Source organism: Microbulbifer maximicatervae (SeqCode), from assembly GCF_052467825.1.
On sequence record NZ_CP174327.1, the window covers coordinates 4358716 to 4384376 of the forward strand.

Below are 25661 nucleotides of genomic sequence, written 5' to 3' on the forward strand. Positions count from 1 at the left end.
TGTGTGCCTCGAGCCAGAATAGCAATGTGGAGATAGCTTATCTTATGGAACCTCAAGAGATCAATGTCAGTATCGATATCAGTAGTAAATAACTCGATATTTGCATAAGGCCTACTGACCAATTCTTTAGTATTACCAATGATAAAAAGAGTATTAAGTAACTACAGTCTCTTAAATCTAAAAGAGTGCTAATAGAGTATAAGTACACCGCGTTTACGCAGTTCATTAGAAACTCGAACCTGCCCATGGGCAGGCTCTTAGAGGATATAAGTTAACACTGCCTCTTCAATACGATTCATGTGGTTGAGTACACGCCAGCTCTTCTCAAGAAGGGCGTCCACGCCTCCACTTGAAACGGCTTCCTTATACCGATAAAAAGTGTCTCTCGATACACCCAGCATTTTTCAAGATTAGGGTATATTGCCGAGTTCTTCTACTAAGTTTAGTAATCCGTTCCGGTATTTGATGATGAGGTCATAAGTATGGGACATGGGTTTATCCTTGGTGTTACTTTTAGGCACCTTCATCAAAACCGGTAACCCCCTCCTTTTCAAGAGGGTATATCAGATTTGGCCTGAGCTAATCCAAATGATACATACGCACAGATAGAAATAAAATGCAGCTCCTTTTTCTCTATACCTTCACTGCTATCTATTTCTTTGGGAGCTACCAATAAATTAACAAGTTATCAGTGTTCGCCTGCAAATAGGTTAAGCTACTCATGAATTCTGATATATAGCAAGTCTCCACTGCCATAACTGCCTCTGCTCTCGGACAGAAGACCGTGTACTAAAGAGGTTCTACAGCTCCAACCCATTCGCTCGATCGCTCTTACCTAACATACGCTATTCAATTATGTCTCTGTCACCTATTCACCACCTGCTATCTTGCTTTAAGCAGCAAAGCTGAAGCTGGGGGAAGAAGTGGTTATGTCTGTCATGTGCCGTTTAGCCCTTTTGGCAGTAGTTTTTGTAGATCTGATGGGTCAGGGATTGCTATTCCCGATCATCAATGAGCTGGTTATGTCGACAAAATTCCAGTTTTTACCTACTGACACGCCACAATCAACTCGGCACTTGTACTATGGAGTTGTGATCGGTAGCTTCTTTCTGGCGTGGTTTGTTGGGTCCGTATATATCGCCAAACTATCTGACAGCATTGGACGCAAAACTGCCATGGTGCTGTGTTTGGTGGGAGCTATGGCCGGATACGCTATCACTGTTCTCTCTTTGCTAAGCAATAGTCTTTGGCTTCTTATTCTCGGACGAGTGATCAGCGGCTTTACTGCGGGAAACCAACCTATTGCTCAAGCAGCAATGATTGATGCCAGCCAAAGTGAGCTGGAGGCCTCCAAGAACCTAGGGTTATTGGTAGCAGGAATGAGTGCTGGGGCTGTAGCTGGACCGATTATGGCAGGAGTCCTGGCAGACAGGGAGCTATTGGGGAACATAGCCAGTATCCAACTGCCCTTCTACTTTGCACTGGTACTTGTCGCTATTACTTTGTTTTTGATCCTGACCTTTTATCACGATACGCGCCAAGCCCCGATGCAGCTTAGGCTTCGTTTTCTGGATCTATTTACTCAGTTTATACATCTGAAGGACCGCCCTCGGGTCGTCCGACTTTGCCCTGCCTATCTCTGTTTCATGCTGGTGCATCTCAGCTTTTATATATTTATCACAAACTATTTAAGCAGTAGATTCCAAGCCGGCCTGCTAATAACCAGTATGGCCATGCTGACTATGGGTATTGCGGTGGCAATTTCCAGCCTCTTTATGGTCAAGCCTGTTTTGTCCCGCTGGACTAAACCCCTGGTAGTTACAGTTTCCGCCTTAGTGATGGGAGCGAGCGCGTTAGTCTTCGTATTCAGCAGCCATATTTGGCTATGTTATCTCAGTGTGTTCTTCGCGTACCTTTGCTTTGGCCTCGCTTACCCCGCCCTCTTGAATATATTCGCCAATAGTGTCGATGAAACGGAACAGGGTTGGGTAATGGGAATAGCTACTGCGGGCTTCACGCTGGTAGCAAGCTTGATTTCGCTCGCGGGGGGCATGGCAATGGAAGTTGATATCCGCTTACCGTTTTACATTACAGCAGCTGCATCGATATTAGTATTTGTTTTAATCCGGTGGAGCTGGCGCAAGCTCCCTGGCGTAGCAAAGTGAAATACGGGGTAAATAAGTAACTGACTTGCTCTGCCAGTAATACCAGACATGGGCCCTTCAGGATAAGCTGAAAGGCCCATCACTTTATACCTCGCCCCTCATTAGTTAATGAATCGCCTGCTCTCTAGCTAATCCACAGTCTACAGGGTTATTTACCTCCACACTTAAATCTAGAATACGGGCGATCCACCATATAAATGGCTCAACCTGACCGCTTAAGGTGCAGCTACCTGTACAAATATCATCAAGCAGCGACTGAACATCGTGAAGCCGCAAGGCCGTGACAGACCTCTGGTTTCTTAGCGTTACTGAGCAAAAAGGAACGTCGTTGGCTGAGAGGTCACTCAAGGTTACTTTGCCGCCATCAATTAAAATTCTCACCGGCTCAAACTGTTCAGTAACACTCACAGACAAGCACAAGTTGGGCACAGGGCTGGATAGTCGATTGATATATTCCTGCAGGAAGTTAGAAAAGGTATTTGCCCACTCACCAATTTCAGCGAGGGCTTGCCCCAAATCCATAGCTTCCTCTTTCGCTCCCTGGGATTGAGCATCAACCTCTTTTTCAGCCTCAATAAGAGCTTCTACGGTCCTATCAACATCCTCCCTGGTGTGAGCTGCCGAGCAGATCAACCTCAGGCGGCCACGGCCGCTCTCGACTATCGGGTATGTGACAGCCGAGGTTTGAATACCGCGCTGATAAAGCGCTTGGACTATCCCATATAGTTTATCTTTATCCTTAAAATGGGGCGTGATAATAGGCCCATCACCTGTTCCCAAGTCGTATCCGGCCAGCTCAAATTTCCGGCGCATATAGCGGGTCGTATCCCACAATCGATCACGCAGCCCATCGTCAGATTTAATCCGACGCAAGGCAGTCAATGCGGCTGCAATATCTGCAGGACTGATAGAAGCCTGAAAGATATATGCCCTTGCTGAGGACCTCAGCAAGTCAACGTACTCCTTACTCGCAGCAACCACCCCCCCAAGGCTACCGAGCGACTTACTGAGTGTTGTCATAATAAAGTCAACTTGATCAGTAATACCTTGAGCCGCACAGATACCGGCACCACGCTCACCATAAAAACCGAATGAGTGTGCCTCATCAACTAAGGTCAAGGCATTGTATTTCTTGGCTGCACGCACGATTTCAGCTACCGGTGCAGCACCTTCCCCCATACTGTAAACGCCCTCGAGAACCACTAGCGTTGTTCGGTAGGGAGATGCTTCAGATTCCAGCACTGACTCCAGATCAGAGGCATTATTGTGTTGGAAAGTTCTAATTTTGGCACCACTAAGACGGGCACCGTCAACAATTGAGGCATGGCAAAGTTGGTCTATAACCACAACATCATCTTTACCTAATATTCCTGCCACCACCCCGACATTGGCCGTATAACCCGTTGGAAACAAGCAGGCTCCAGACTTGCCTACCAAATCAGCAAACTCCGTTTCAAACTGGAGGTGAAGATCCGTCAGGCCCGATGCCGCCGCTGAAGTGCCCATTCCTGTTCCGAAAAGCTGTACAGCGGATGAAGCCTGTTCGATAACTTCTTGATCTCTATTCAGGCCAAGGTAGAGATTGGTCGTCCAAATAATTGCATCCTGGGTATCATCGTTATAAACATCGGTAACAGTGCCGTGCGTCCCACTACCTGTACGTAAAACTTTACTGTAAGGATTCCTCTTCTGATTGTTTGCCATGGCTATCACCGCCTGCACCAACTTACTTTTGTCAGATGCAGACCAGGATGATGCCTTTGCAGCCTGGAAAGTTGGGTGGCTCAACTGGAGCTGGGACTGGAAATTAGCCAGCGCATCAATTTCAGATTTAGCAACCTCATTAGCTGACTCACTACTGATCCTACCTTCCGTCAAATCAAGCATATAGCCAGCCAATAGCTTCGGCGTGGGATAATCGAAGATTGTTTGCGCAGATAGGGGGTGTCCAATGCAATGACTCAACCGGCTGGCCAATTCTAATGTTGTCAGCGAATCCAGGCCCTGCTTGTCGAATGCTATCTCTGGGAGCACAACCTCCGGATCTGGGTGGTTCATGATGGAAGCCATCTCACCGCGGATAATCGAAGTAAAAATTGCCTCGCTGTCTACTGATAAACCTGCGAAGTGCTCGCCCATTCCACTGCTTCGATTAATATCATCGTTTGCAGCCAAACTGCTCTCAGTTGGGACGACAAGCTCCGCTTCAAGGAGGGCTAATCGTTTGCGATCCAGCTTATTGTTGGGTAGCAGGGGTAACTCTTGCAGATGCTTGACAAACTGGGGGACCATATATTTAGGAAGGCGCTGTTCAAGAAACTCTTTTACTGCTACCTCGGTGATTGTCTTTTCGCTAGCAACAATATAGGCCACCAGAATCTTCTGCCCGGCCCCGCCATCTATAACGGTAGTAGCGGCAGCATCAACGCCCGGTATAGACTCAATTGCCGATTCTATTTCTTCAAGTTCAATACGATAGCCCCTAATCTTCACCTGGCAATCGGCGCGCCTCAAGTATTCTATTTCTCCATTTGCTGTCCATCGGCACAGGTCTCCCGTTTTATACAAGCGCTGATCGGAAATTCGGGGGTTGGAGGCAGGCTGTATAAAACGTTCCTCGGTCAGATGCTCATCATTTAAATAGCCCCGAGCTAGCTTGTCACCAGACAAATACAACTCACCCTCCCCGCCGGGAGCAACTGGCTGTAATCTCTCATCCAAAATATATGCGCGTGAACTTGAAACCGCCCTTCCAATCGTAATCTGGTCGCTATCGGGGCTAACTTCTGTATAAGTTGAGTAAACCGTGTCCTCTGTGGGGCCATAAACATTAACTATCCGCAATTGTTCAGCCCCCGCATATATTTGCTCGACCAGGGATTGCTTAAGTACTTCACCCCCAAAAATCAGGCAACGCACTCCCTGAGGCAATTTGTCTATCGAAAGTAAAGCCTGAACCGCAGATGGAACGGTGATACAAGTTCGCACTTGCTCTCGAAAAGGAAGTTTTGGCAGCTCCAAAATATTCTTCGACAATATAACTCGGCCGCCCAGAGAGAGAGTCCCGATAATTTCCATCACCGAGGGGTCAAAGCAAACTGAGGTCGAAGCCAAAACGCCTCCTAGCTCTCCATCGCTCAACAGCTCACTCATAGACTTACTGAGAGCGATAAGGCTTCGGTGTTCGATAGCAACCCCTTTCGGGCTTCCAGTAGAGCCGGATGTGTAGATTACATAGGCTAAATCACTCGTTTGCGGCCTGGTATGTTCCAGTAGAAACTCCGGTGCCTGCTCTCGCAACTCATCGACCCATAACAGTTCTTTCACGCCAAGGCACAAGTTTGCGTTATCGTCACAGTCGACAATTGCTGCGGCAGCTCTGGAGTGCTCGAGCATATATCGCACCCGCTCTAGCGGATAAGTCGGGTCCAGTGGGACATAAGCACAACCTGCGCGCATTACGCCAAGTAGAGCCGCGACCAGCTCCCAGGATCGACTCATACAGACTCCAACCAAGGAACCAGGCTCAACCCCTCGATTTACCAGCTCAGCGGCAATCCCATCAACCCGTTTCATCAGGCGAGTGAAATTTATTTCTGTGTTGCCATCGATAATAACGACCAGATCAGGATTCTTTAGCTTTTGTCTTTCGATCAAATCGCAAACTGTATCTCCTGATGATACAGCGCCCATTTCTCCCGATTCAAAATCTAAGGACTGGGCGTTATGTTTGTTTATTGAGCTGCACACTGAACATTACCTTTTATACTTATTAAAATCTGAAAACTAACTTTCAATTCATTTCTCTGTCTTTCAAATTTGGTCAAAATTTTCTGTTATTTGAATTACTTGAAAATCAGTTGCTATATTGGAAGTATGCCGGGAAATAATTTCATAACATTGAACTGGAGCAGTATTTCAGCTACCGCAGTTCCAGGTCATAAAGGAAATTTAAATGAAGGTGGTATTCAGGAAGACAGAAACGTAATTTGGAAACTGATAGTTAAACATCAGTCATAAAATTAAATTTCTGAGGAAAAAAGCCGGTAAGAAGATACCGGCTACCGTTGAATTTATTTCTGTGTGATTGCACCGCTACTACCGAGGCGAGCGATGATATTTTTCAACCTTGTAAACAACTGGGGGATATCTTTACCCATCATTAAATAGAGGCAGGGTACCAATAACAATGAGATCGCTGTGGCAGCGAGTATTCCATAGCCCAGCGAGATCGCCATTGGAATCATAAAGCGCGCTTGCACCGAGCTTTCAAAGATCATCGGCATTAAGCCGCAGAAAGTTGTTATGGTGGTCAATACGATCGGGCGAAAACGCCGCGCTGCCGCTCCCTTGATAGCGCTTTCCAAATCAGCGCCATCATTTCGGAGACGATTGCTGTACTCAATCATTACCAGAGTATCGTTAATCACAACTCCGGCCAGTGCTACCATACCCAGCAGACTCACCATACTGAGTCCATACCCCATGCCCAAGTGACCAAGTAACGCACCGATCACACCAAAGGGTATCGCCACCATTACGATCAACGGCTGTACGTAACTCTTTAAGGGAATTGCCAATAGCAAGTACAGCACCGCCATCGCAAGGGCAAAGGTCATCGCCAGGCTTGCCAGTCCCTCTCGCTCCTCCGCTTGGCGTCCCTCATAGGAAACACTTAGGCCGGGGAATTCGGCTTTCAATTGGGGGACCACACTTTCATTCAGCTCATTAATCACAAGCGTCGCTTGGTCACTGGGCTCCACATTGGCGGTAATTGTTGTAACCCTGCGGCCTGCCCGGCGATTAATCGTGGCATAGGCGCGCCCTTTATCAATTTTTACCAGATCAGGCAGGGGCATCCAAAGTCCATTGCTGGCCCGGATCATAATGCTATTCACATCATTGATATTGGCCCGCTCATCCTCAGGCAAACGCACCATGACCTTCACCTGATCCCGGCCGCGCTGTTGGCGCAGGGCCTCAGCCCCGTACAGCGCTGCCCTCAACTGGCGACCAATATCCTCCGCAGACATGCCCAGACTTTTGGCCGTTTCAGTCAGCGTAAGGTCCAACTGGGTTTTACCGAGGGAAATACCGGGATCGATATCACTGACATTGGGGAATTTCTCCAACTCATCCCCTAAACGTATCGCAGCTTGCTCCAAGGTATCCGTGTCGGTATGGCGAAGCTCCACGGTTAACGAAGAGCCAGCGCCGGGACCGCCACGGTCAGAAGCTGTTGTCGCGCTTAGAGCACCGGCAATGGGTCCCACTTCCTGGCGCCAGGCGCGAATAAACTCACTGGTGGAAAAAGGACGCTCATCTGCGGGAACAAAGAAAGCGTCCACCATAATCGCATCATCGCCCATCAAACCGCGAATCCCCAGGAAGACCTTTTCTTTATCGTATTGCTCGAGCACCTTATCGGCAGCAGTAATAATCTGCGAGCGCGCTTTTTCCAGCTGGGATTGGGCCGTTCCGGTGGGAAAGGTGACGGCAAAGCGACCGGAGTCACGCTCCACCCTGGGCATCAAGGTGAAGCCCATACGGCCGCTAGCCGCATAGCCGCCAACCACCAGCAGCGCCGCTACCGCCACGGCAATAGTGGTGTAGCGGTGCTTGATACATATATCAAGGAAGGGTCTAAAGCGCTGCTGTACAAAACGATCCAATCCCCGCGCCAGCATTTTCTGCCGCGCAGCAAAGCGGCGCGCCCGGCGACTTTTATAACCGCGACGAGAGTGGGCCAAGTGACCGGGCAAAATAAACAGGGCTTCCACCCAGGAAATAATAAATACCGAGCCCACCACAAAGGGAATTACACCAAAGATCTTGCCCATAAAGCCGGGTAAGGCCATCAATGGAAAGAAGGCGACAATGTTGGTCAGGATTGCAAATGTGAGCGGCACCGATACCTGCCGGGCACCGGCAACGGCAGCCTCCAGATTGCTGTAGCCTTTTTGTCGCCACTCGTGGATATTCTCACCGGCAATAATTGCATCATCCACCACTATTCCAAGGGCGATAATAAAGGCAAACATACTTACCATGCTGATGGAAATATCGAGCCCAGGCAGGAATAGCAATGCCCCCAGGAAGCTGGTAGGAATGCCCAGTGTTACCCAAAAAGCCAACCGCAATTCCAGAAAGGCTCCGAGTACAACAAATACTAATAAGAGCCCGATAAAACCGTTCTTCAGCAGCAGTGTCAGACGCGCTTTGAAAATTTCCGAATCGTCATCGCGAACTGTCAGGGTCACCCCCGGGGGCAGGCTTGCCCTGACCTCATCAACGACTTCATGGGCAGCCTCACTGACACTCATTGGTGTCTGGTCGCCCACTCGGTAGATCTTGATGCTGATAGCTGGCTCGCCGTTAAACACCATATTGCGCGCTTCTTCCTCAAGCGCATCGCTGATATTGGCAACATCCTTTAAATAAACGGCACCGCCACCAATACCTTGGGCAATAACAATATCACCAAACTCCCGAGCCCAATCGCGGCGCTCGGTCACCCGGACCAATATCTCCCCCGCATCAGACTTAACACTGCCGCTGGGAATATCTACCGCTGCATTTTCTACGATGTTTGCCACTTCCAGCAGGGTAAGCCCATAGCGACGCAGGTCATCGCGGCGAATCTCGATCGCCACTTGCAAGTCCCGCATCCCCCGCGCTTCCAGCTGGGTAATACCACTGAGCGCTTCGAGCTTATCGTAAACCTGCATCGCCAACGCGCGCAGGTTTTGCTCGGTAAGATCGCCGTGTAATACGAGATCCAGCACATCCCGTTTGCGCTCGGCCAGACTGACCTGGGGCTGCTCAATATCTGTGGGGAAGGTGGTAACAGAATCGATAGCCTGCTGAATATTCTGGTACACCAGGGCAGCATCAGCATCGCCTTCCAGCTCCAGGGTCAAAGAGGCACTACCCTCATTGGCCCTCGCGGTCATCTCTTTGATACCTACCAAGCCCTGCACCGCCTGCTCGGCAGCCACCAGTACACCGCGCTCGACTTCCTCAGGGCTGGCACCGGGATAGGAGATGGACACGCTCACAGTATCCAGGCTGAATTCCGGGAAGACTTCCTTTTTAACGATGGTCGAAAAAATCAAACCACCAATCAAGAAGACTAACATCAACAAATTGGCAGTTACGTGGTTGCGCGCCATCCAGGCGATGGCGCCCGTGCGGGTATCGACCTTATCTTTGGATCTATTCTGTTCAGTCATCTGCGCCCCCTGCGTTGGGTCCACCGGGGCCGCGTCTTGGCGGGCGTTCCGCAGAGGCAGCCGCATCTATCGGCGGGCGCTGCTGGCGATTACTGTCTCCGGCAATTCGCACCGGCATACCCTCAGTAACGGTTACCAACCGGGTCGTCACTAAGGCTTCTCCACCGCTGAGCCCCTGCTCCAGGACTGCAAAGTCGCCGCTCATATAGGCCACTTCTACCGACAGAACCGTGGTGCGGTTCTCGCGAACCACCCACACATTGTTGCCGTCTTGCAATGCAGTGAGGGGGATACGCACGCGCTCATCCTCACTTTGGGAAACAATCTCTACTTTCGCCAGATCGTTGAGAAGCAGCTGCGGCTGGGACGGATCCTGGACGGAAAGCGGGTCTTCCAGCTCTACCAACACACTGGCGAGACGACCCTGCTCTTCCAGTACCGGGATAACCCGGACAAACTCACCGCGGCGGTAGACGCCCTGCGGCCACTGGCTGCCGTAAATTCGAACTTCAACATCACCGCGTCCAAGCCGGTGCAGTTGTGACGCGGGAATCTCTACGGCAATCTGGAAACGGTCGGCACTAGCAAGGCTGTAGAGAGTATCGCCCGGAGAGACGCGATCACCGACATCGGCATCACGCTCAACTACCAGGGCATCAAATGGGGCGCGAATCTCGGTAAGCCGAAGATCGCGTTTTGCCAAGGCCACATTTGCCTCTGCGGATTTTACTGCCGCCTCTGCTGCTGCTCTCTGAGGCTCGCGCAACACCAGAGCCTTATCCGTTCCAGACAGGGCTGTACCGAGAAGCTCGTACTCCTCTTGAGCAACTTGCTGTTGTCCTTGCTCCTGCTGCAATTCAGCACGGCGTTCGGCGAGGGCACTCTGGGCAGTCATCAGGGCCAACTGGTAGGGCTCCTGGTCAATACGCAACAGCACCTGCCCTTTTGGCATTACGGCTCCGGGGCCCAGATCATAGTCGAGCCATTGCACCTGCCCCTGTACCTGGGGCTCCAACTCCGCTAACTCTCGGGCACTCACTTTACCCAGCGCGCTCAGGGTTACAGGAAAACGACCCTGCTCAGCAACGGCTATATCGACTGTCGGCGGTGGCGATTTGCGCTCACCGCGACTGACCGACGGTTTTTCCCGCATCATCCAGTTGAAGGCCAGGAATGCCAACACCACCAAAATTATGGGGATCAGCAGGCGCCAATTGAGTTTCTGCAACATCAGTTATTTCCCTCCAGGTACAACTCCAAATCCACTGGCTCGGGGGCTGGGAGATCCGCCTGAGGGATCCCGCCGGAAAGCGCGCGGTAAAGTACTACTCGGTTTTCAATCAGTTCGCGCTCGGCAGACAAGATTTGTCGCGCCAAACTCTGTTGTTCACTCGTCGCGGTCAACACATTGAGGAAGTCGATGGTCCCCCGCGCATAGGCGCGGCTTTGGCGCAGAACCAAAAGGTCTGCGAGACGCTCACGCTCACGTAGATGGTTGAGTCTCTGCTCGATCAGGCTTTCTCGAATCAAGGCCTGCTCTACTTCAGACAAGGCTTCATTAACTGCACTGCGGTAGAGCGCCCAGCGCTCCTGCAGAACGGCGTCCTGTTGCTCCCGGGCTGATGCCAGGGCGCCGCCATCAAAAATCACCCCCTCAATAGAGGCTGCGATGGCCAAAAGCCAGTTTTCGGTCACGTCACTAATTAAACTGGTGCCATTGCTGGCTACCGCAGACAAACTAAACACGGGCAGTCGATCGGCCCAGGCCTCATCGGCTAAGTGATAGCCCTGTAACAGGTCTCGCTGTGCCTCAACAACATCCGGGCGGCGCAATAACAATTGCGATGGCACGCCGGTCTCTGGCAGGGCTGGTAAGGCCGGCAACCCGGCCTGTTCGTGAATAATGCTGCTAAGTTCCTCGACATTGATACCCAAGAGCACCGCTAACTGTACTTTTAGAGTTTCGGCATCCGCTTCCGCCTCATCCAGTTCCTGCTGTGACTGCTGGACCAGCTGCTGTTGCTGCAAAACATCGGCTGCACCTGAGACGCCGCGACCAAAGCGCAGTTCCAGAACCTTCAGGCTTTTGCGATTGATCTCCAGCTGTTGTTGCAGCAAATCCCGCTGCCCCCACTGCTCCCGCAACTCCAACCAGGTAGCTGCCACCTCGCTCGCCAGGGTCAGAGCTGCCGTCTGTAAATTCTGTTCCTGGGCCAGGTAAGCCGCCTCTGCTGCACTGGCACCGGCACGAACTCGCCCCCAAAGGTCCACTTCGTAGCTGGCGGCGATACGGGTACTCCAACTATTGCCCTCCGCAGAGGGATCGGTGAACTCGCCGGAAGAGTAGCGCTGCTCAGTATTTTCAATACTGGCAGTCAATCTTGGCCAAAGGCCCGATCGCGCTCCCCGCGCGGTGGCTGCTGCCTGCTCCAATCGCCAATAGGTAGCTTGAATATCCGGATTATCTTTCAGTGCCAGCTGTACCAAATTATCCAACTGTGGATCTTGCAAATCTCGCCACCAGCGCAAACTCGGTGCGACGGTACCCGATGCACGAAAAGATTCTGGTAATCCCAAGTTTTCATCGGGTTGAACGGTCTCAATTGGCTGCGAACTACAGCTGGCAAGCAGCGGAACACAAATTGCCAAAATACGGTAAAAGGACAAGGAATATCACCGAAATTAAACGTTTAATCGTAAAAAGTAGAGATTTATTGCGTGCATTATCCGCCCCCCAAAATCGCTCGCAATGCGTTTTACTCTTGTTTACAAAGCATACGTAAAATCAGGCAAAAAATTGCTGCCCGCAGGAGTGCCGAAAACCGACTACTTCGGTATGATGCGGCACACTAAACTGAATAGTCATCGGGGTTTGACGCGGAGCTTATCCAAAAAGTCTCCCCTCTGTACAAAGGTGCTCGGCCTTCTTCAGCCGGCCCCCTTGGACGCTCCGGTGGAATTAATAACGGAAGTAGAAGAGACAAACCATGAGTAAACATCAGCCACTCGCCCATTGGGACGATATTTTGCTGCTGGACCAACAGCTGACCGACGAAGAGCGCATGGTGCGCGACACGGCACGTGAGTACTGCCAAAGCAAACTGATGCCCAGAGTTCTCGAGGGTAACCGCCACGAAATCTTCGATCGTGAAATCATGAACGAGATGGGTGAATTGGGCCTGCTCGGTTCCACCATCGAAGGCTACGGCTGTGCCGGTCTCAACTACGTTTCCTATGGCCTGGTGGCGCGCGAAGTTGAACGCGTTGACTCCGGCTACCGCTCCGCCATGAGCGTTCAGTCCAGCCTGGTTATGCACCCGATTTACGCTTACGGCAGCGAAGAGCAGAAGCAGAAGTACCTGCCTAAGCTGGCATCCGGCGAATGGGTTGGCTGTTTCGGCCTGACCGAGCCCGATGCGGGTTCCGATCCCGGCGGCATGAAAACCCGCGCCAAGAAAGTCGATGGCGGCTACCGCATCAGCGGTTCCAAGATGTGGATCACCAACAGCCCAATCGCCGACGTTTTCGTTGTTTGGGCGAAAGATGACGACGATATTATTCGCGGCTTCGTGCTGGACAAGGGTATGGAAGGCCTCTCCGCACCGAAAATCGAAGGCAAGTTCTCACTGCGCGCCTCCATTACCGGCGAGATCGTGATGGACAATGTGTTCGTTCCGGAAGAAAACAAATTCCCGGAAATTGGCGGACTGCGCGGCCCCTTCGGCTGCCTGAACCGCGCTCGCTACGGTATCTCCTGGGGCGCCATGGGTGCCGGCGAGTTCTGCTGGCACGCCGCTCGCCAGTACGGCCTGGACCGCACCCAGTTCAATCGCCCTCTGGCTCAAACCCAGCTGTTCCAGAAGAAACTGGCGGATATGCAGACCGAAATTACCCTGGGCCTGCAAGCCTCCCTGCGCGTAGGTCGCATCATGGATGAGAACAAGCAGTTCGACCCCACCATGATCTCCCTGGTGAAGCGCAACAACTGTGGTAAAGCACTGGATATCGCGCGTATTGCTCGCGATATGCACGGCGGCAACGGCATCTCCGACGAATTCCACGTAATTCGCCACGTGATGAACCTGGAAGCTGTAAATACCTACGAAGGTACCCACGACGTACACGCATTGATCCTCGGCCGCGCCCAGACCGGCCTGCAAGCATTCGTGTAAAACACATCTAGTTCGATGCTCACGGTATTTTCCGTGGGCATCGCCCTTATCCCATCATTTCTTATCTCCTTACTTCTACCTCGCCCCCAGGTTGGTAGCACAAAAGCATTAAACTAAAGTTCGGAATAATCACGCAAAAAGGCGGCGCATAGACTGTGGAGCAGTATTAAATTATTACCCACACCAAGCAAAGTACTGCACCGAAAAAAACGTTTGGATTTAAAGTAAAAATAATTTGAGAGCAGGCCAAAACTCACTGTGACCATTTACGCATCATCGAACCGCGAAACAAGTAAAGACAGCCCTCAGCAATTATTAAACTCTCAATAAAGGTATAAAAAGGAAGTTTTGGGAACCGCGGAAAGCCCAAACAGAGAACCCAATAAGCTAAATAAAATTTTACCCCTCCCCTAACTTCCCTCCACATCAACAATCTCCTGCCCCGGATTTCGATCATTCAATTTCACTACACAAAGAGCAATACCCAGCAACACAACAAAAGTCGCTACCCACTCGACAAATGTAAGATATTCACCGAGGATAATTGATGAGCCGATTATTCCCACAATAGGAACCAGCAACCCAAATGGTGAAACGCAGGCAGAGGAATAGCGACGAATTAAATCACCCCATAAAATATAACCAACCAATGTCACCATGCACACTTGGTAAACAATTGAAAACCAACTGGCCGTATGCGCCTGAAAAAAGAAAACCCAGGGAGTATGGCTCTCATAAAATATCGACAAGACCAAAAGAGGTACCGGCGGCACCAATGAAGCCCAAACCATTAAATGAAGTAAGTTAACTCCTGGCATCCTGCGGAATACGATATTCGCTATCGCCCAAGACAGCCCCGCCCCCATGATAAGGATAAATCCCACTATCGTTGTCGACCCACCTTTATCGGCATAGTAGAAGAATACAGAGAACCCTACAGCCGCTATTACCAAACCCAAGCACTGCTGCATATTTATCTTATCGCCAAACAGCATTGCGAATAACAATAGGGTGAATGGCACCTGCGACTGCATAAGCAGTGACGCTACACCCGCTTGAATATCGGCCTTCATGGCGTAGTACATCAACCCCAGAGAGAGAAACTCTAAGAAGAAGCCGAGCGCAACAACATTGAGGATCGAGGTCTTGGGGAATGGACAAAAGAAAACCAGAGGAACAGCGACGAGGGTGAAGCGAACCGAAGCCAATAACATTGGCGGGAAGTCGGCCAGCGCCACCTTGGTTATCGGGTAATTCAGTCCAAAAATTGAGACTGCCAGCAAAGCCAACAGTATGCTTCTATACGGCATCTCTACAGCCAGTGAACAATGGACGTAACCAAAGGGTAGCAGCCTCCATTACTCTTCTGCGCCTAATGGGCCCTTTGTAATTGTTTCAATAGCTCCCTGGTACCCATCTATTGCGGCGCCTCACACTTCTCACCAGTAGATCGTTGCTCAATTCCCTTTGCGTAGACAGAAGTGCTATTCTCCCCTGCCCGCCAATCTCTGGATGTAACGATGATATGGATGAGCTGCTGCACTGGTTTGAATTGATCGGTATCGCGGTCTTTGCCTTCAGCGGCGTACTCGCCGCCGGCCACAAACAGATGGATTTATTTGGTGCCGTGGTACTCGCCTGCGTCACCTCTATTGGCGGCGGCACCGCCCGGGACATTATTCTCAACGTCCCTGTATTCTGGCTTGAGCACACCTATTACCTGTGGATCGCCTCAATTACCGGTGTAGTAAGCTTTTACCTGATACGCTATCTAAAGGTCCCTATGCGCCTGCTAATGGTGGCAGATGCCATTGGACTCGCCGTTTTTGTGGTGCTCGGAACCCAGAAAGTACTTGAACTGGGCTATTCCGCGACCATCGCAATCGTGCTCGGCGTAATGACCGGTACTTTTGGCGGGGTGATTCGGGATGTGCTGTCCGGTGACATTCCACTTTTACTCCGGCGAGAGATCTATGCCACCGCTGCCCTTACCGGTACGGCCATACTCGTTGCCTTGGACAATGTAGGGTGGCTACCCCATGAGCTGGTGGTGGCTATTGCCGTATTTGTGACCCTAGCGATTCGCCTCGCGGCATTGCGCTGGAATATCTCCGCGCCAGTGGCACGCTTCGGCAGGCACTGACCCGCTCAAAGGTCTGGAACCATAAACCACTATTTAGTAGCAGTCACAGGAATAATCTAAGTGCAAAAAGCCCGATTGCGCATACTCCTCATCATTCTCTTTTCCATGGTGATTGGAGCCTGTGAGCGCTCGACAAACTCTGTCCAAACCGGTCAATCCCCGCAAAAACAATACGCTCGCCTGGTCGCAAAGCCCTGCTGGTTCAAAACCGATGAAACCTGGCCTTTCACCCAGTGTTTCATGATGGAGGTGCCGGAGAATTATGCCCACCCAGAAAAGCGTAAAATCCGCTTTCCGGTCGTGCGCTTCCGCGCCACAAACCCCGATCCCAAGAAAATCCCCCTACTCCACCTAGGCGCCGGAGGCCCCGGAGCCAGCATGGGGTTAGAGCCCGAGAACGCCAGCGATTGGTTGTGGCTTAACTATGCCGCCATGACAGTAGAAGACGGCCGGGATCTCTTTGTTATAGATCCCAGGGGCACCGGTATGGCCCAGCCACGCCTCACTTGCAGCGAGTTTATCGAAGATGCCGATACCGCTTTCCGGCGCAACCTGTCTCCGGAAGAAGAGGCCCGTGTTTTCTCTTTCAGTATGGAGCGCTGTTACAGTCGCCTGAGCAAAAGTGCCGACTTGGCCCAGTACAACAGTTCTGTGATCGCCAGGGATGTAGAAGAGCTGAGAAAAACCCTCAAACTTGATAAATTCGATCTCTACGGGGTGTCCTACTCCTCCCGCTACGCCCTGACTGTGGCCCGCGACTTCCCAGAGTCAGTGCGCACCCTGGTGCTTAACAGTGCGGTCTTCCCCAATATTGTCTACACGCAGCAGCTCCCACAGGACTCCCTGGCGGCCTACGAACGCGGCCTGAAGCATTGCATCGAAGACGAGAAATGTAACAGTCGCTATCCCAATTTGCGCCGCAGATTGGAAAACCTGATCCAGACCTTAGACGAAGAGCCGCGCACCATTCCGATCAAGCACCGCTACTCAAAGCAAAGCTATCCCTTTGTGCTTACTGGACAGCGCTTGCTGAGAGTTCTATTCCAGGCGCTGTATAACGAAAACTTCTACAGTGAACTGCCCAAGATGATCGAGGGCCTGGAAAATGAGGGCGATGAAGGGCTACAGCCGGCCCAGGATGCCATCGCACACTTTATGGAGATCGTACTGGACCCCTACTTTGGGGATGCAGCCGGCGTTAGCCACTTCTGCTATGAAGAGGCCCCCTTTGTCGATTTTGATCAGGCCAGGGCCAATGCTGCAGACACCGGCATTCTCGGCGGGGCCGTGCGATCAGATTTAAATTTGTTGCAGCTACAGTGTCGCATCTGGGCAATCCCCTCTGCTCCTCTCACTGAGTCAGAAGCCATCTCCACCCCAGTTCCAGTGATAGTGTTACACGGCGGCCTGGATCCGGTACTGGCTGCAGATGATGTCGATATCGCACGCAAAGAGCTACCGAATCACCAATGGCTGCTATTTCCCAACCTGGCTCACGATATTATTTCCGCAAGCAACTGCGCGGAGCGGGCAGTTGCGCGCTTTCTCGACAACCCTGCCGAAGATCAAACCGAAACCACCATGACTTGCCGCAAAGCAGAGCTGGCAGACCAGAATTCTACCGAAGAAGAGTCTGAGTCCCAGCAAGAAGCCGAACAACAGGCCGTTGAACCCCAAGCAGCAGAAGTCCCAGCCCCGGAAAGCGGCCAATAACCAAAGACAACAGCTGAAGTTACACGACAAAAGCGGTATCAAGGATTGAGGAGAGGCCGATGGAGAGCAACAACAACCCTGCCCTGATTGAAGTTGCTGATTTGGTAGGACTCAAAAAGACCGGCGAACCCGTAATATTGGACTGCCGCTATAGCCTGGCGGATCACGATAGTGGTGAGCGGGACTATCGGGCTGGCCATATTCCCGATGCCCATTACGCCTGCCTGCACCGTGACCTCTCTGCCCCTGTGCAACGCTACGGCGGCCGCCACCCAATGCCGAGTGCTGCACAGTTCCAGGACTACGCTCGCAATCTGGGAGTCGATAGTGACACACAGGTAATCGTCTACGACGACAACCGCCTGGGTTTCGCTGCTCGTGCTTGGTTCCTGTTTTTCTTCTTTGGCCACAAGAAAATCAGCATTCTGAATGGCGGTCTAAAAGCCTGGCTCGATGCAGGGGAGGCATTGGACACAAGCGAGCCCACTCTATCCAAGCAAGGAAACTTCAGCGCACAACCAAAAGAAAATCTTTTGGTTCATTACGAGAACATCAAACAAAACCTGGGTAAAGCACCCTGGCAGTTAGTAGACGCCCGGGACAGGCAGCGCTTTGAAGGAATTGAAGAGCCTATCGACCCGATTACCGGACATATACCCACAGCCATCAATCAGCCCTGGCAAAACATAACAGACAAAAACAATGGCAAAGTGAAATCCATTGCCGAACTTAAATCACAGTTTGGCAACTTGGCAGATGGTAAACCACTTCTCAACTACTGCGGCTCCGGAGTTACTGCCTGCGTTAATTTCTATGCTCAATATTTAGCTGGTCGCCACGACTCACTACTTTATCCTGGGAGCTGGAGTGATTGGTGTGCACATCAGTAAAAGAAAAAATCAGAAATCCTTAGCACACACAACTGTCAAGGGATTCATTTAAGTAGATATAGTGTGTTTGCACAAACCATATGACTATGAGGTAAGGAGGTTAAAAAAGACATAAGCTTCGAATTTAAATATTACCCATAAAATGCACTTAGGTAACACCTAATTAGACACAACTACCACAGGCCAAACTTGACAGGAGTATTCTAAAAATTAATTTTCAGATCAAGACAAAATTGCCATATGTGCTTGCTGAGTGTAATCGATATTTACACTCATACAACACCCCATTTTTAGCCTGAACATTAATCAAACTCAACAAATATAAACAACCACTGACAAAGCAAACCTTCCCTGCCCACTTTACCCACCCTCCACATGAGCGCCGATCGAACGCTCTATTGCAGAAAGTTGTGCCTCTAAGGATAAATTTAAAATACCGATTGGGGTTTCGAGAATGCAGCTACCTGGAGCCACTTTATCATCAGAAACTACCTCAAAATTTTTCAAGGTAGGATAATCCGCTAAAAGCTCAGCAATTTTTTCACTTGCCGGCCTATACTGACATGGTGATACAAACAATTTGGCACTATCAACATTATAATGGATTGACACAGCTCTTTCTATCTGCTTCAAAAGCTGAGTATCGGTTTCAATTTCACCAATTAACTTCTGCAATATTACCTTAACAAGGCTAACCACCTCTTGCTGCTGCCCTTTCAAGAACTGCTGGCAGAGCTGGAGCGTCGTCAACAGAGCTTCACTTTGATCGCTCAAACCCGCTTGAACACCATCCGCATAGCCCTGATCGTAACCTTCTTTAATTGATGCCTTAGAGCCGGCAACAATTTCGGCTGCATCTGCCTCGGCAAGAGCGAGAATATCTTGCGCTTGAAGATAAGTATTATACTCATTTAACTTCACCACCTTACTCTCGGGAGACAAGGCAACAGCTTGAGGAACTATCTCAACAAAATTTCCCATTCTGGCTCCATATATTTTACCAGCTTACGTATTAAAACATATGTTCGGCTATCGTTGACCGCTTCAACTATCAACTTTTGAGGCAAGCTGCTATCTTTACATTCCGGATACTGAAATTCATAGTAAGTTTTCCATAAATCCAGCATATCTTTTGTTATGAGGTCGCTTTTTGCCTGCCGAACCAGATATGACAGGGTTTCAAAAAATACAAGCTCCCCGACCTCAATCAAAACTTTAGAGCTAAACGCTTCCAATTTAAACTCAGCGGCTTTCTTTTGTATTTCATCGAAAATGAAGGGGCGAGAGCTAAGCAGAAAGGGGCCAAGCCCCTCAATATTCTTCAAAGTAACCTGTGGCAGCACTGCAAATAAATCTTGCCTGCATGATTTTTGTATAACGCGATCCATTTTTACATCAAGACACAAGTAGCCTATCATTAACATAATACGCTTTTGGATCAGCGGAGGAGCAAAAAGGAGTTTAGCAGGAGAAACACTAAAGAAAAACCAATCCAAGCCCTCCAGTTCGAGTCGACGCCTAATAAGCTTCTGTGAAGAAGGCATATTAAGCAATTCAACCGGGATCCCATCAAAACAACCCTCTAAATAACTTTTGTGAATCCATTTAGCAGGGTAATGTGTCATCCTGAGCCAGCACAAAAAGATCGGATCACTCAAGTTTCTCTTGCATTCATCTCTAATTACCTTATTCATCAGTTATCGGCGTAATTAGAAATTCCAGGGAAAATAACTACTGCTACATTTTCATAGTCAAGTTGGTCCACCGAATTTGAAACCATCGCCTTTATCTGAGGAATATAGGATTTCATTGGTGCTCTACTATCATATTTTATGAATACAGACGCTTTAACAACAGTCGTCTTAGAAACACTCTTCGCCGCCTTCTTGCTTTCTTCTGCTGGCAGCACCAAGTGAACCTTAGCTGTTAACACTCCGTCAATATTTGATAAAGTAGACGCGATATCTTGTGACATAGCAAAAGTGTAACGAGCACTATCTGCCATTGGCGATTGTATCAATCCACCCTGAGGGAAAATTTCATTTAATGTTGCATATTTCTTTCTTGGATAAGAATGTCTAGACAAGATTTCAATTGCACTTGTAAGCTGAGACTCTTCAACCACCAATGTTATGCTTCCACCCTTACCCGGCTCTTTTCCAGCAGACACTCCCTCAGATAATAACAGAGCGAGCATCTCATTACCCTCCTGCTCTTCCAGGCCGGTATATAGCTCTACTTTACATCCAGTCAAAACAACAATAAAAAGAACTAATAAAAATCGGGCATTAAACATTACTGCGCCTTGAGTAAAGTATCAACATTTTGTGTACTTTTTGAGATCCCCTTACTAATCAATTCTTGCTGAATGGTGATCTCTGCGATTTCGAACTGTAACCTAAGCAGGTCTACAGGCGCTATTTCATCAACACTTAGTGCTGATTCAATTTCTGTCGTTTTTGCTCCAATCTCCTCCTTGGTGTCCGAAATAATCTGGAAAAATTTATCCCCCAGAGTGGCCTCCGAAGCAGAAAACTGGTCTTCTCCAGTGAGAAACCCGCTCTGACCTGAAAGCGGAGAATCAAAAGCAACCGGCTGTGCGCCTGATATTGTTTCCATAATATAACCTCTAAACTAATGTCTGAGAGTAGACTTCTTTCACCATATTTTTTATTGTGCAATCAATCGAGGATGCCATTAATTTACAACACAACTCCTTAGAAGCATTAATTCTGCCCGACCGCCACAAAGCCAATGCCAAATATGCGTGTGGCGTATCAAGCTGGTCCATATTCTGATTGCACCAAGGCTCAAGTACTTCAATTGCTGATTCGGGTTTATCACTATAAACCAGCAACAACGCCCGCAATGTTATTTTCGAGACGTTGCTGATAGACTCAGCCTCAAGCATAGAGATTATGCTTTCTGCTTCGTCTATCATGCCTTCTGCAAGACCACTAATTGCAATTTCTGCTAGCGCCTTATTTAAGTCCATAACTATCTTTACATTTTTTGAACGATCGACATAGATGCATCTTTAACCACTTTGTTGATTGTTGATACAACATTCATAACAACCGACCACTTCGCTACAGACGCATTGAAATTGGCCAATGCCGCGGGATCATCAGGGTTAGCAGCCAATATGGCAGACTGCTCATTCATTTCCGTACTGACTTCACTGGCAGCAGGAGATAGCACTGCCGAAGCTGATTCGATAGAGAAACTACTATCAATTGATGTATAAGCCATTTATACGTCCTCGTTTATGTATAATTTAAGAGCCCTCTAAACTTTTTAGAGGGCCTGTTGTGATAATTTATCTATCCCTAATTTCCTGACAATCGCTTGTGCGCTCTCCAGCGCCTCCAAGCGTTTGGTAAGGGCCTGGAAAGTAGATGGTGCCTGTGGCAACCGTAACTCGTTCTTACAATTGAAATACTGTTCATCCAAATAATTTAGAACGCTATTCTTCGATGTTTTAACGAAAGGGAGTAAATTCGAGTCCATCATCGTAAAGGCTCAACTAATTCACTAAAAAGCTAAATTTAGGGCTCTCATTGCTCGGCTTCAAATCTTCATAACGTAAAGTATACGATTGAAGGCCGCGTATTAAAGTAATTTCACCGTCAGAGAGCGCCTGCAAATTGACACCATTTGGTAACCTAGCGCCAACCAAATAACGATTACCGTTTTTAAATGTGACATAGGGGGTATCCCCAGATCGAACAGCCGCAATTCCGAAGTCCGAAAGCGTTTTAGGGACTTTATGAACTCTGGGAGTAATGTGTATCAAGCGCGGTGTATCACCAACCCTTCCCCTAAATTCAGACATAATTTCATTTAATTGACGCTTTTCCGGTGAAGCAAGACTCCCAATGATTTCAATCCTATCTTTCCTCTCCTTGAAAGACAATTGCGTAGAAAAACTATACTCTGCAATCATTGATGTCAGCCTTTTAAGCGGACTCACCTCTTTACTGGAAGATACTTCCCAAATCAGTAACCCAGGAATATCAGAGAGCAATACCTTTTCGGCCTTATCCCAAGTCCTCGAAAAATCTCCATCCGTAACAGCTACTAAATGACCTGGCTTACTACCACGCTCAATCTTCTCCGGCACCAGCCCCAAGTTTGCTAAAATTAACCGCGCAGACTGCTCCATCTTTTCTACACTATAAACATTAATAGAAATAGCAGTAGAGATTGCTTCAATCTGCTGCTTTAAAATATGTAAAGAAATATCATCTTGGACATAACCAGACACCAAAATACTTTCAGATTTCTCATCGGCGCTCACATTAAGATCTTGATACTTCGCCTGCGAAAGAAGTTCAGATAACTTACTATTCCCTAACCTCTCTGAATCTACCTGCGAGCTTACCTTTTCGGGTTCTCCATGACTCACCACCTCCTCTACAGCCGGCTCAGCAGGAATACTATCCTTTGCTTTATACATAAAGTAACTATAAAAAGATGTTATTCCTACTCCAACAGCCACTACAACCCATTTTGTAGCAGGCATAGCTGCAATGGAGGTTAATCTATTTTTAGAATCTGTGCTTGTATCCTTCGCATCCCTATCAATGGGTTCCGGTCGCCCTTTTGGATTTACAGAGATAGAAGGACTGGAACTTTGCAGCTCTTCAACCCACTCTTCAGTTTCTAAACGCAATGCAAAGCACAATCTACCTGCAGTAATAGCTTTTTGAGTAGGCAAGTAGTCATCGGAAGAGATAATTTCACCATCTGATTCAAGTGAAATATCCTCCTCGAGAAGTTCAACTTTTACACCATCTTCATCCGAATCAAAGGTTATGTATTGCGCGGAAACTATAGTAGAGCTAAGCACCAAATCCGCCAGCTCTTCGTCACTGCCTAACACCATATTGCTATGAAGCGGTACTTCGGCACCATAATGTTCGCTATTTAATACTTTAAGCTTCCATCGTTTCATTGGATTATACCATTGACGATTAATTTGAAGTTACCACACGATAAGCATCAACCGTATCTTCATTACATGGCAGAATACGTGTCGATATATTTGCAGCCATCAAATTATTACGCCGCTGTCTCGCCTTGTGAGCAGGCTCACAAAACCCCACCGATTCCAGTTCATGAATGTTCGGATTATAATTAGAAACATCGGAGAATTTACCTGGAATATACTGGTTTTTAAGATGACTATCGCTATGTGATAACTGAGATTCAAATAGTGATTCTGACAAGATTCTTGGGCTTAACATAAACAGTCTAACCAGTTGAGATTGGCTATCATCATCACGCCGAAAGAAGCTTCCAAAAATTGGAATTCGCCCTAACATTGGTACTCCCTCCACATTACTAGTGGTTGCTTCACGATAATATCCACCAATAAGTAGGGAACCACCATTCGGGACAGATGAACGAGTGTTGATTAAGGTATTCCTAATCGATGGGATAGAATCAACCCCACCATCATTCAGGCGATTTGCATCCTCAATCTGAACATCAAGATTGATGACCGAGACCTCTCCTAACTCAGACGAATCATCAACAATACGAGGAACAACTTTTAATAGCGTACCGTATGTAATTTGCTCTAAGCTTGCTACTCGCTCTCCCTCCACACGCACAAAAAAGGATTCATTATTATCTAACAAAGCTTCCATTCCATCTTCAGTAACGACAGCCGGTCTGGAAGTAACACGAGCCTTGCCTTCAGATTCGAGCGCTCTCACTGTTGCTAGGAAATCTACATTCGTTTGGGCAAAAAAATCAGCATCCACGAGCGTACTTCCAGGCAAGACTAAATCCAAAAGACCGCCTCCACGTGCAACCGAGTCAACATTCCAGTTGACGCCGATCTCACGTAATGAGTTAGTTGTTAGATCAATAATCACCAAGCTAATTTCAAGCTGTTGTCTCTGCTGGTCCAATTGCCCAATCAAGTTTTCATAGAGAAGTAGTCTAGAGTTGTAGTCTTGTATAATTACTGAATTCGTACTTGGGTCAGGATAAACCGCCGCATTAGGATGCGAGGCACCACTAGAATATCCCAACTGGTCAATAGTATTCGCTCTATTTTTAGACTCGGCTCCAGGCAGTAATATCTCATCAAGCTGTGTTCCCTCAGCTTGAGTATTATCTAGATCAGGAAAAATCTGGGCATGTTCAGATATTGAACCTGAACTAAGAAGACCTTTTAATAGTGTCGCAACACCCGGCAGTACCACCTCTTCATCTCTAACATTCACTCTACGATCAGCTGCAGATGCATATTTCAACTTATAAATTTGAATGGCTAGCGTATCATTGTTCGCGGCAGCTGCGCGCAACTTCAACATCTCTACTGTTTGATCCACCAAATCGAGATACCTAGGCGGGCCCGATATCATCGCAATTCCACTTACTCCCAATGAACGCCATTCGAACCTATCATCCCAAATTGATAGATCCTTCATTGTCTGCTTAAGAAGCTCAGAATTAATTGTTTCGAGCAAGAACAGCTTGCTATCCATTGAACTGATAGGGTCAACATAGATGGTTGCGCCGTCAAAGTACCATACAAGATCAAACGCCCCAGCGAGAAAGTTTAGTGCTTCCTCACTATCTCGTTTCATCAAATATCCACTAAAGTTGCTATCGATTTCTTCATTCACCTCTACACCTAGACGTGAATGTGTTGCTATCGAGGTAAGTACATCAACCAGTGGCTGCTCCTCGCCATAAAACTCAAAAGGATCTCCATTAAGAGTTTGGCTGTGAACCTTAGCAAAAGGCAATATTACAATTGCAATCAAACACAAAGGGATACTATGGCGTAATAAATTCATGATACCGCAACTCGTTTACTTGACTAATAGCCACTTGCCTTAATAGAACCTCACAATATCCACAATGATGATTGACAACGTCGAAAAATTCATCATACGGTATGCTACTGGGCATAGTACTTTGAACCCCAAAGTTGTCGGAAATATCTGATACCACAGACAGCTTCAACCCCTTCCAAGCATAACTCCTATGCATTGCATCCAGAAGATTTTGCTTGTCAGAAATCAAGCCGAGCTCATTTGTGCAAAGAATGTATCTATTCTGATGCTCGATAAATTTCACATTGAACTTCGAATCAAAACTCAAGGTATAAGAGCCATCACTACCAATCCTCGGCATAGGTAAGAATACTTCTGAGCATAAAGCAGAAATTTTAGCCTGAAGCGTCATAGTAACCCGAATATTGGCAATATTTATTTTTTTACTATATCAGCGATCAAGGAAACCTTCTTTAAGAATTGATCGCATTTTTTTAGATAAAGGTCATTTTTAGGCCCGCAAGTGGGACTTATGCTCAATAAATTTAA

Annotated in this window: 19 protein-coding genes and 1 pseudogene; 5 read left to right on the plus strand and 15 right to left on the minus strand. The window is 48.4% G+C overall.

What is annotated here, in order from left to right:
• Window positions 1-197: 197 nt before the first annotated feature.
• A pseudogene (locus ACJJII_RS19390) lies at window positions 198-491 on the minus strand (helix-turn-helix domain-containing protein); the annotation flags it as partial.
• A 438-nt stretch (window positions 492-929) separates the two neighbouring features.
• Between ACJJII_RS19390 and ACJJII_RS19395 the strand changes: the two are divergent.
• The gene (locus tag ACJJII_RS19395; RefSeq protein ID WP_444917374.1) at window positions 930-2165 is read left to right on the plus strand and encodes an MFS transporter; all 1236 of its coding nucleotides are present in this window, start codon (window positions 930-932) and stop codon (window positions 2163-2165) included.
• Between the two features lie 105 nt (window positions 2166-2270).
• On the opposite strand, the gene ACJJII_RS19400 is transcribed toward ACJJII_RS19395, so the two are convergent.
• The 4 genes from ACJJII_RS19400 to ACJJII_RS19415 form a co-directional block, all read right to left on the minus strand.
• The gene (locus tag ACJJII_RS19400) at window positions 2271-5822 is read right to left on the minus strand and encodes an amino acid adenylation domain-containing protein (RefSeq protein ID WP_444917375.1); all 3552 of its coding nucleotides are present in this window, start codon (window positions 5820-5822) and stop codon (window positions 2271-2273) included.
• A gap of 416 nt (window positions 5823-6238) precedes the next feature.
• Window positions 6239-9397 (minus strand): efflux RND transporter permease subunit, encoded by a 3159-nt coding sequence (locus tag ACJJII_RS19405; protein WP_444917376.1) that lies wholly within the window; start codon window positions 9395-9397, stop codon window positions 6239-6241.
• Window positions 9390-10628 (minus strand): efflux RND transporter periplasmic adaptor subunit, encoded by a 1239-nt coding sequence (locus tag ACJJII_RS19410; RefSeq protein ID WP_444917377.1) that lies wholly within the window; start codon window positions 10626-10628, stop codon window positions 9390-9392. The genes ACJJII_RS19405 and ACJJII_RS19410 overlap by 8 nt, the downstream gene beginning before the upstream one ends.
• Window positions 10628-12064, minus strand: a complete 1437-nt coding sequence (locus tag ACJJII_RS19415) for an efflux transporter outer membrane subunit (RefSeq protein WP_444917378.1) — start codon at window positions 12062-12064, stop codon at window positions 10628-10630. Before ACJJII_RS19415 ends, ACJJII_RS19410 begins: the two co-directional genes overlap by 1 nt.
• 320 nt (window positions 12065-12384) lie before the next feature.
• On the opposite strand from ACJJII_RS19415, the gene ACJJII_RS19420 reads away from it, so the two are divergent.
• Complete coding sequence (locus tag ACJJII_RS19420; RefSeq protein WP_282932536.1) at window positions 12385-13569, plus strand: acyl-CoA dehydrogenase; 1185 nt, start codon at window positions 12385-12387, stop codon at window positions 13567-13569.
• 410 nt (window positions 13570-13979) lie between these two features.
• Here the strand turns inward: ACJJII_RS19420 and ACJJII_RS19425 are convergent, their stop codons facing one another.
• Complete coding sequence (locus ACJJII_RS19425) at window positions 13980-14879, minus strand: EamA family transporter (protein ID WP_413662327.1); 900 nt, start codon at window positions 14877-14879, stop codon at window positions 13980-13982.
• 215 nt (window positions 14880-15094) lie between these two features.
• Between ACJJII_RS19425 and ACJJII_RS19430 the strand changes: the two genes are divergently transcribed.
• From ACJJII_RS19430 to ACJJII_RS19440, 3 genes are read left to right on the plus strand one after another with little or no spacing between them, the layout of a single operon-like run.
• Window positions 15095-15712, plus strand: a complete 618-nt coding sequence (locus ACJJII_RS19430; RefSeq protein WP_444917379.1) for a trimeric intracellular cation channel family protein — start codon at window positions 15095-15097, stop codon at window positions 15710-15712.
• Window positions 15713-15772: 60 nt separating this feature from the next.
• The gene (locus ACJJII_RS19435) at window positions 15773-17425 is read left to right on the plus strand and encodes an alpha/beta fold hydrolase (protein ID WP_444917380.1); all 1653 of its coding nucleotides are present in this window, start codon (window positions 15773-15775) and stop codon (window positions 17423-17425) included.
• A 59-nt stretch (window positions 17426-17484) separates the two neighbouring features.
• A complete protein-coding gene (locus ACJJII_RS19440; protein WP_444917381.1) occupies window positions 17485-18315 on the plus strand; it encodes a sulfurtransferase in 831 nt (276 codons plus the stop codon).
• A 360-nt stretch (window positions 18316-18675) separates the two neighbouring features.
• On the opposite strand, the gene sctL is transcribed toward ACJJII_RS19440, so the two are convergent.
• Genes sctL through sctC form a run of 9 tightly spaced genes read right to left on the minus strand, consistent with a single transcriptional unit; the run spans window position 18676 to window position 25133 of the window.
• Window positions 18676-19296: a type III secretion system stator protein SctL gene (gene sctL / locus ACJJII_RS19445; RefSeq protein WP_444917382.1), complete on the minus strand. Its 621-nt coding sequence runs from the start codon at window positions 19294-19296 to the stop codon at window positions 18676-18678.
• Window positions 19275-19973, minus strand: a complete 699-nt coding sequence (locus ACJJII_RS19450; protein ID WP_444917383.1) for a hypothetical protein — start codon at window positions 19971-19973, stop codon at window positions 19275-19277. Before ACJJII_RS19450 ends, sctL begins: the two co-directional genes overlap by 22 nt.
• A gap of 35 nt (window positions 19974-20008) precedes the next feature.
• Window positions 20009-20611: a type III secretion system inner membrane ring lipoprotein SctJ gene (gene sctJ, locus ACJJII_RS19455; protein WP_444917384.1), complete on the minus strand. Its 603-nt coding sequence runs from the start codon at window positions 20609-20611 to the stop codon at window positions 20009-20011.
• On the minus strand, window positions 20611-20934 hold the full coding sequence (gene sctI, locus ACJJII_RS19460; RefSeq protein WP_444917385.1) for a type III secretion system inner rod subunit SctI: 324 nt from the start codon (window positions 20932-20934) through the stop codon (window positions 20611-20613). The genes sctJ and sctI overlap by 1 nt, the downstream gene beginning before the upstream one ends.
• Before the next feature lie 10 nt (window positions 20935-20944).
• Window positions 20945-21310, minus strand: a complete 366-nt coding sequence (locus tag ACJJII_RS19465; protein ID WP_444917386.1) for a hypothetical protein — start codon at window positions 21308-21310, stop codon at window positions 20945-20947.
• Window positions 21311-21318: 8 nt separating this feature from the next.
• Window positions 21319-21567: an EscF/YscF/HrpA family type III secretion system needle major subunit gene (locus ACJJII_RS19470; protein ID WP_444917387.1), complete on the minus strand. Its 249-nt coding sequence runs from the start codon at window positions 21565-21567 to the stop codon at window positions 21319-21321.
• 45 nt (window positions 21568-21612) lie between these two features.
• Window positions 21613-21828 (minus strand): EscE/YscE/SsaE family type III secretion system needle protein co-chaperone, encoded by a 216-nt coding sequence (locus ACJJII_RS19475; RefSeq protein ID WP_444917388.1) that lies wholly within the window; start codon window positions 21826-21828, stop codon window positions 21613-21615.
• Window positions 21829-21841: 13 nt separating this feature from the next.
• Complete coding sequence (sctD, locus tag ACJJII_RS19480) at window positions 21842-23272, minus strand: type III secretion system inner membrane ring subunit SctD (protein ID WP_444917389.1); 1431 nt, start codon at window positions 23270-23272, stop codon at window positions 21842-21844.
• A 19-nt stretch (window positions 23273-23291) separates the two neighbouring features.
• Complete coding sequence (sctC, locus tag ACJJII_RS19485; RefSeq protein ID WP_444917390.1) at window positions 23292-25133, minus strand: type III secretion system outer membrane ring subunit SctC; 1842 nt, start codon at window positions 25131-25133, stop codon at window positions 23292-23294.
• Between the last annotated feature and the right edge of the window lie 528 nt (window positions 25134-25661).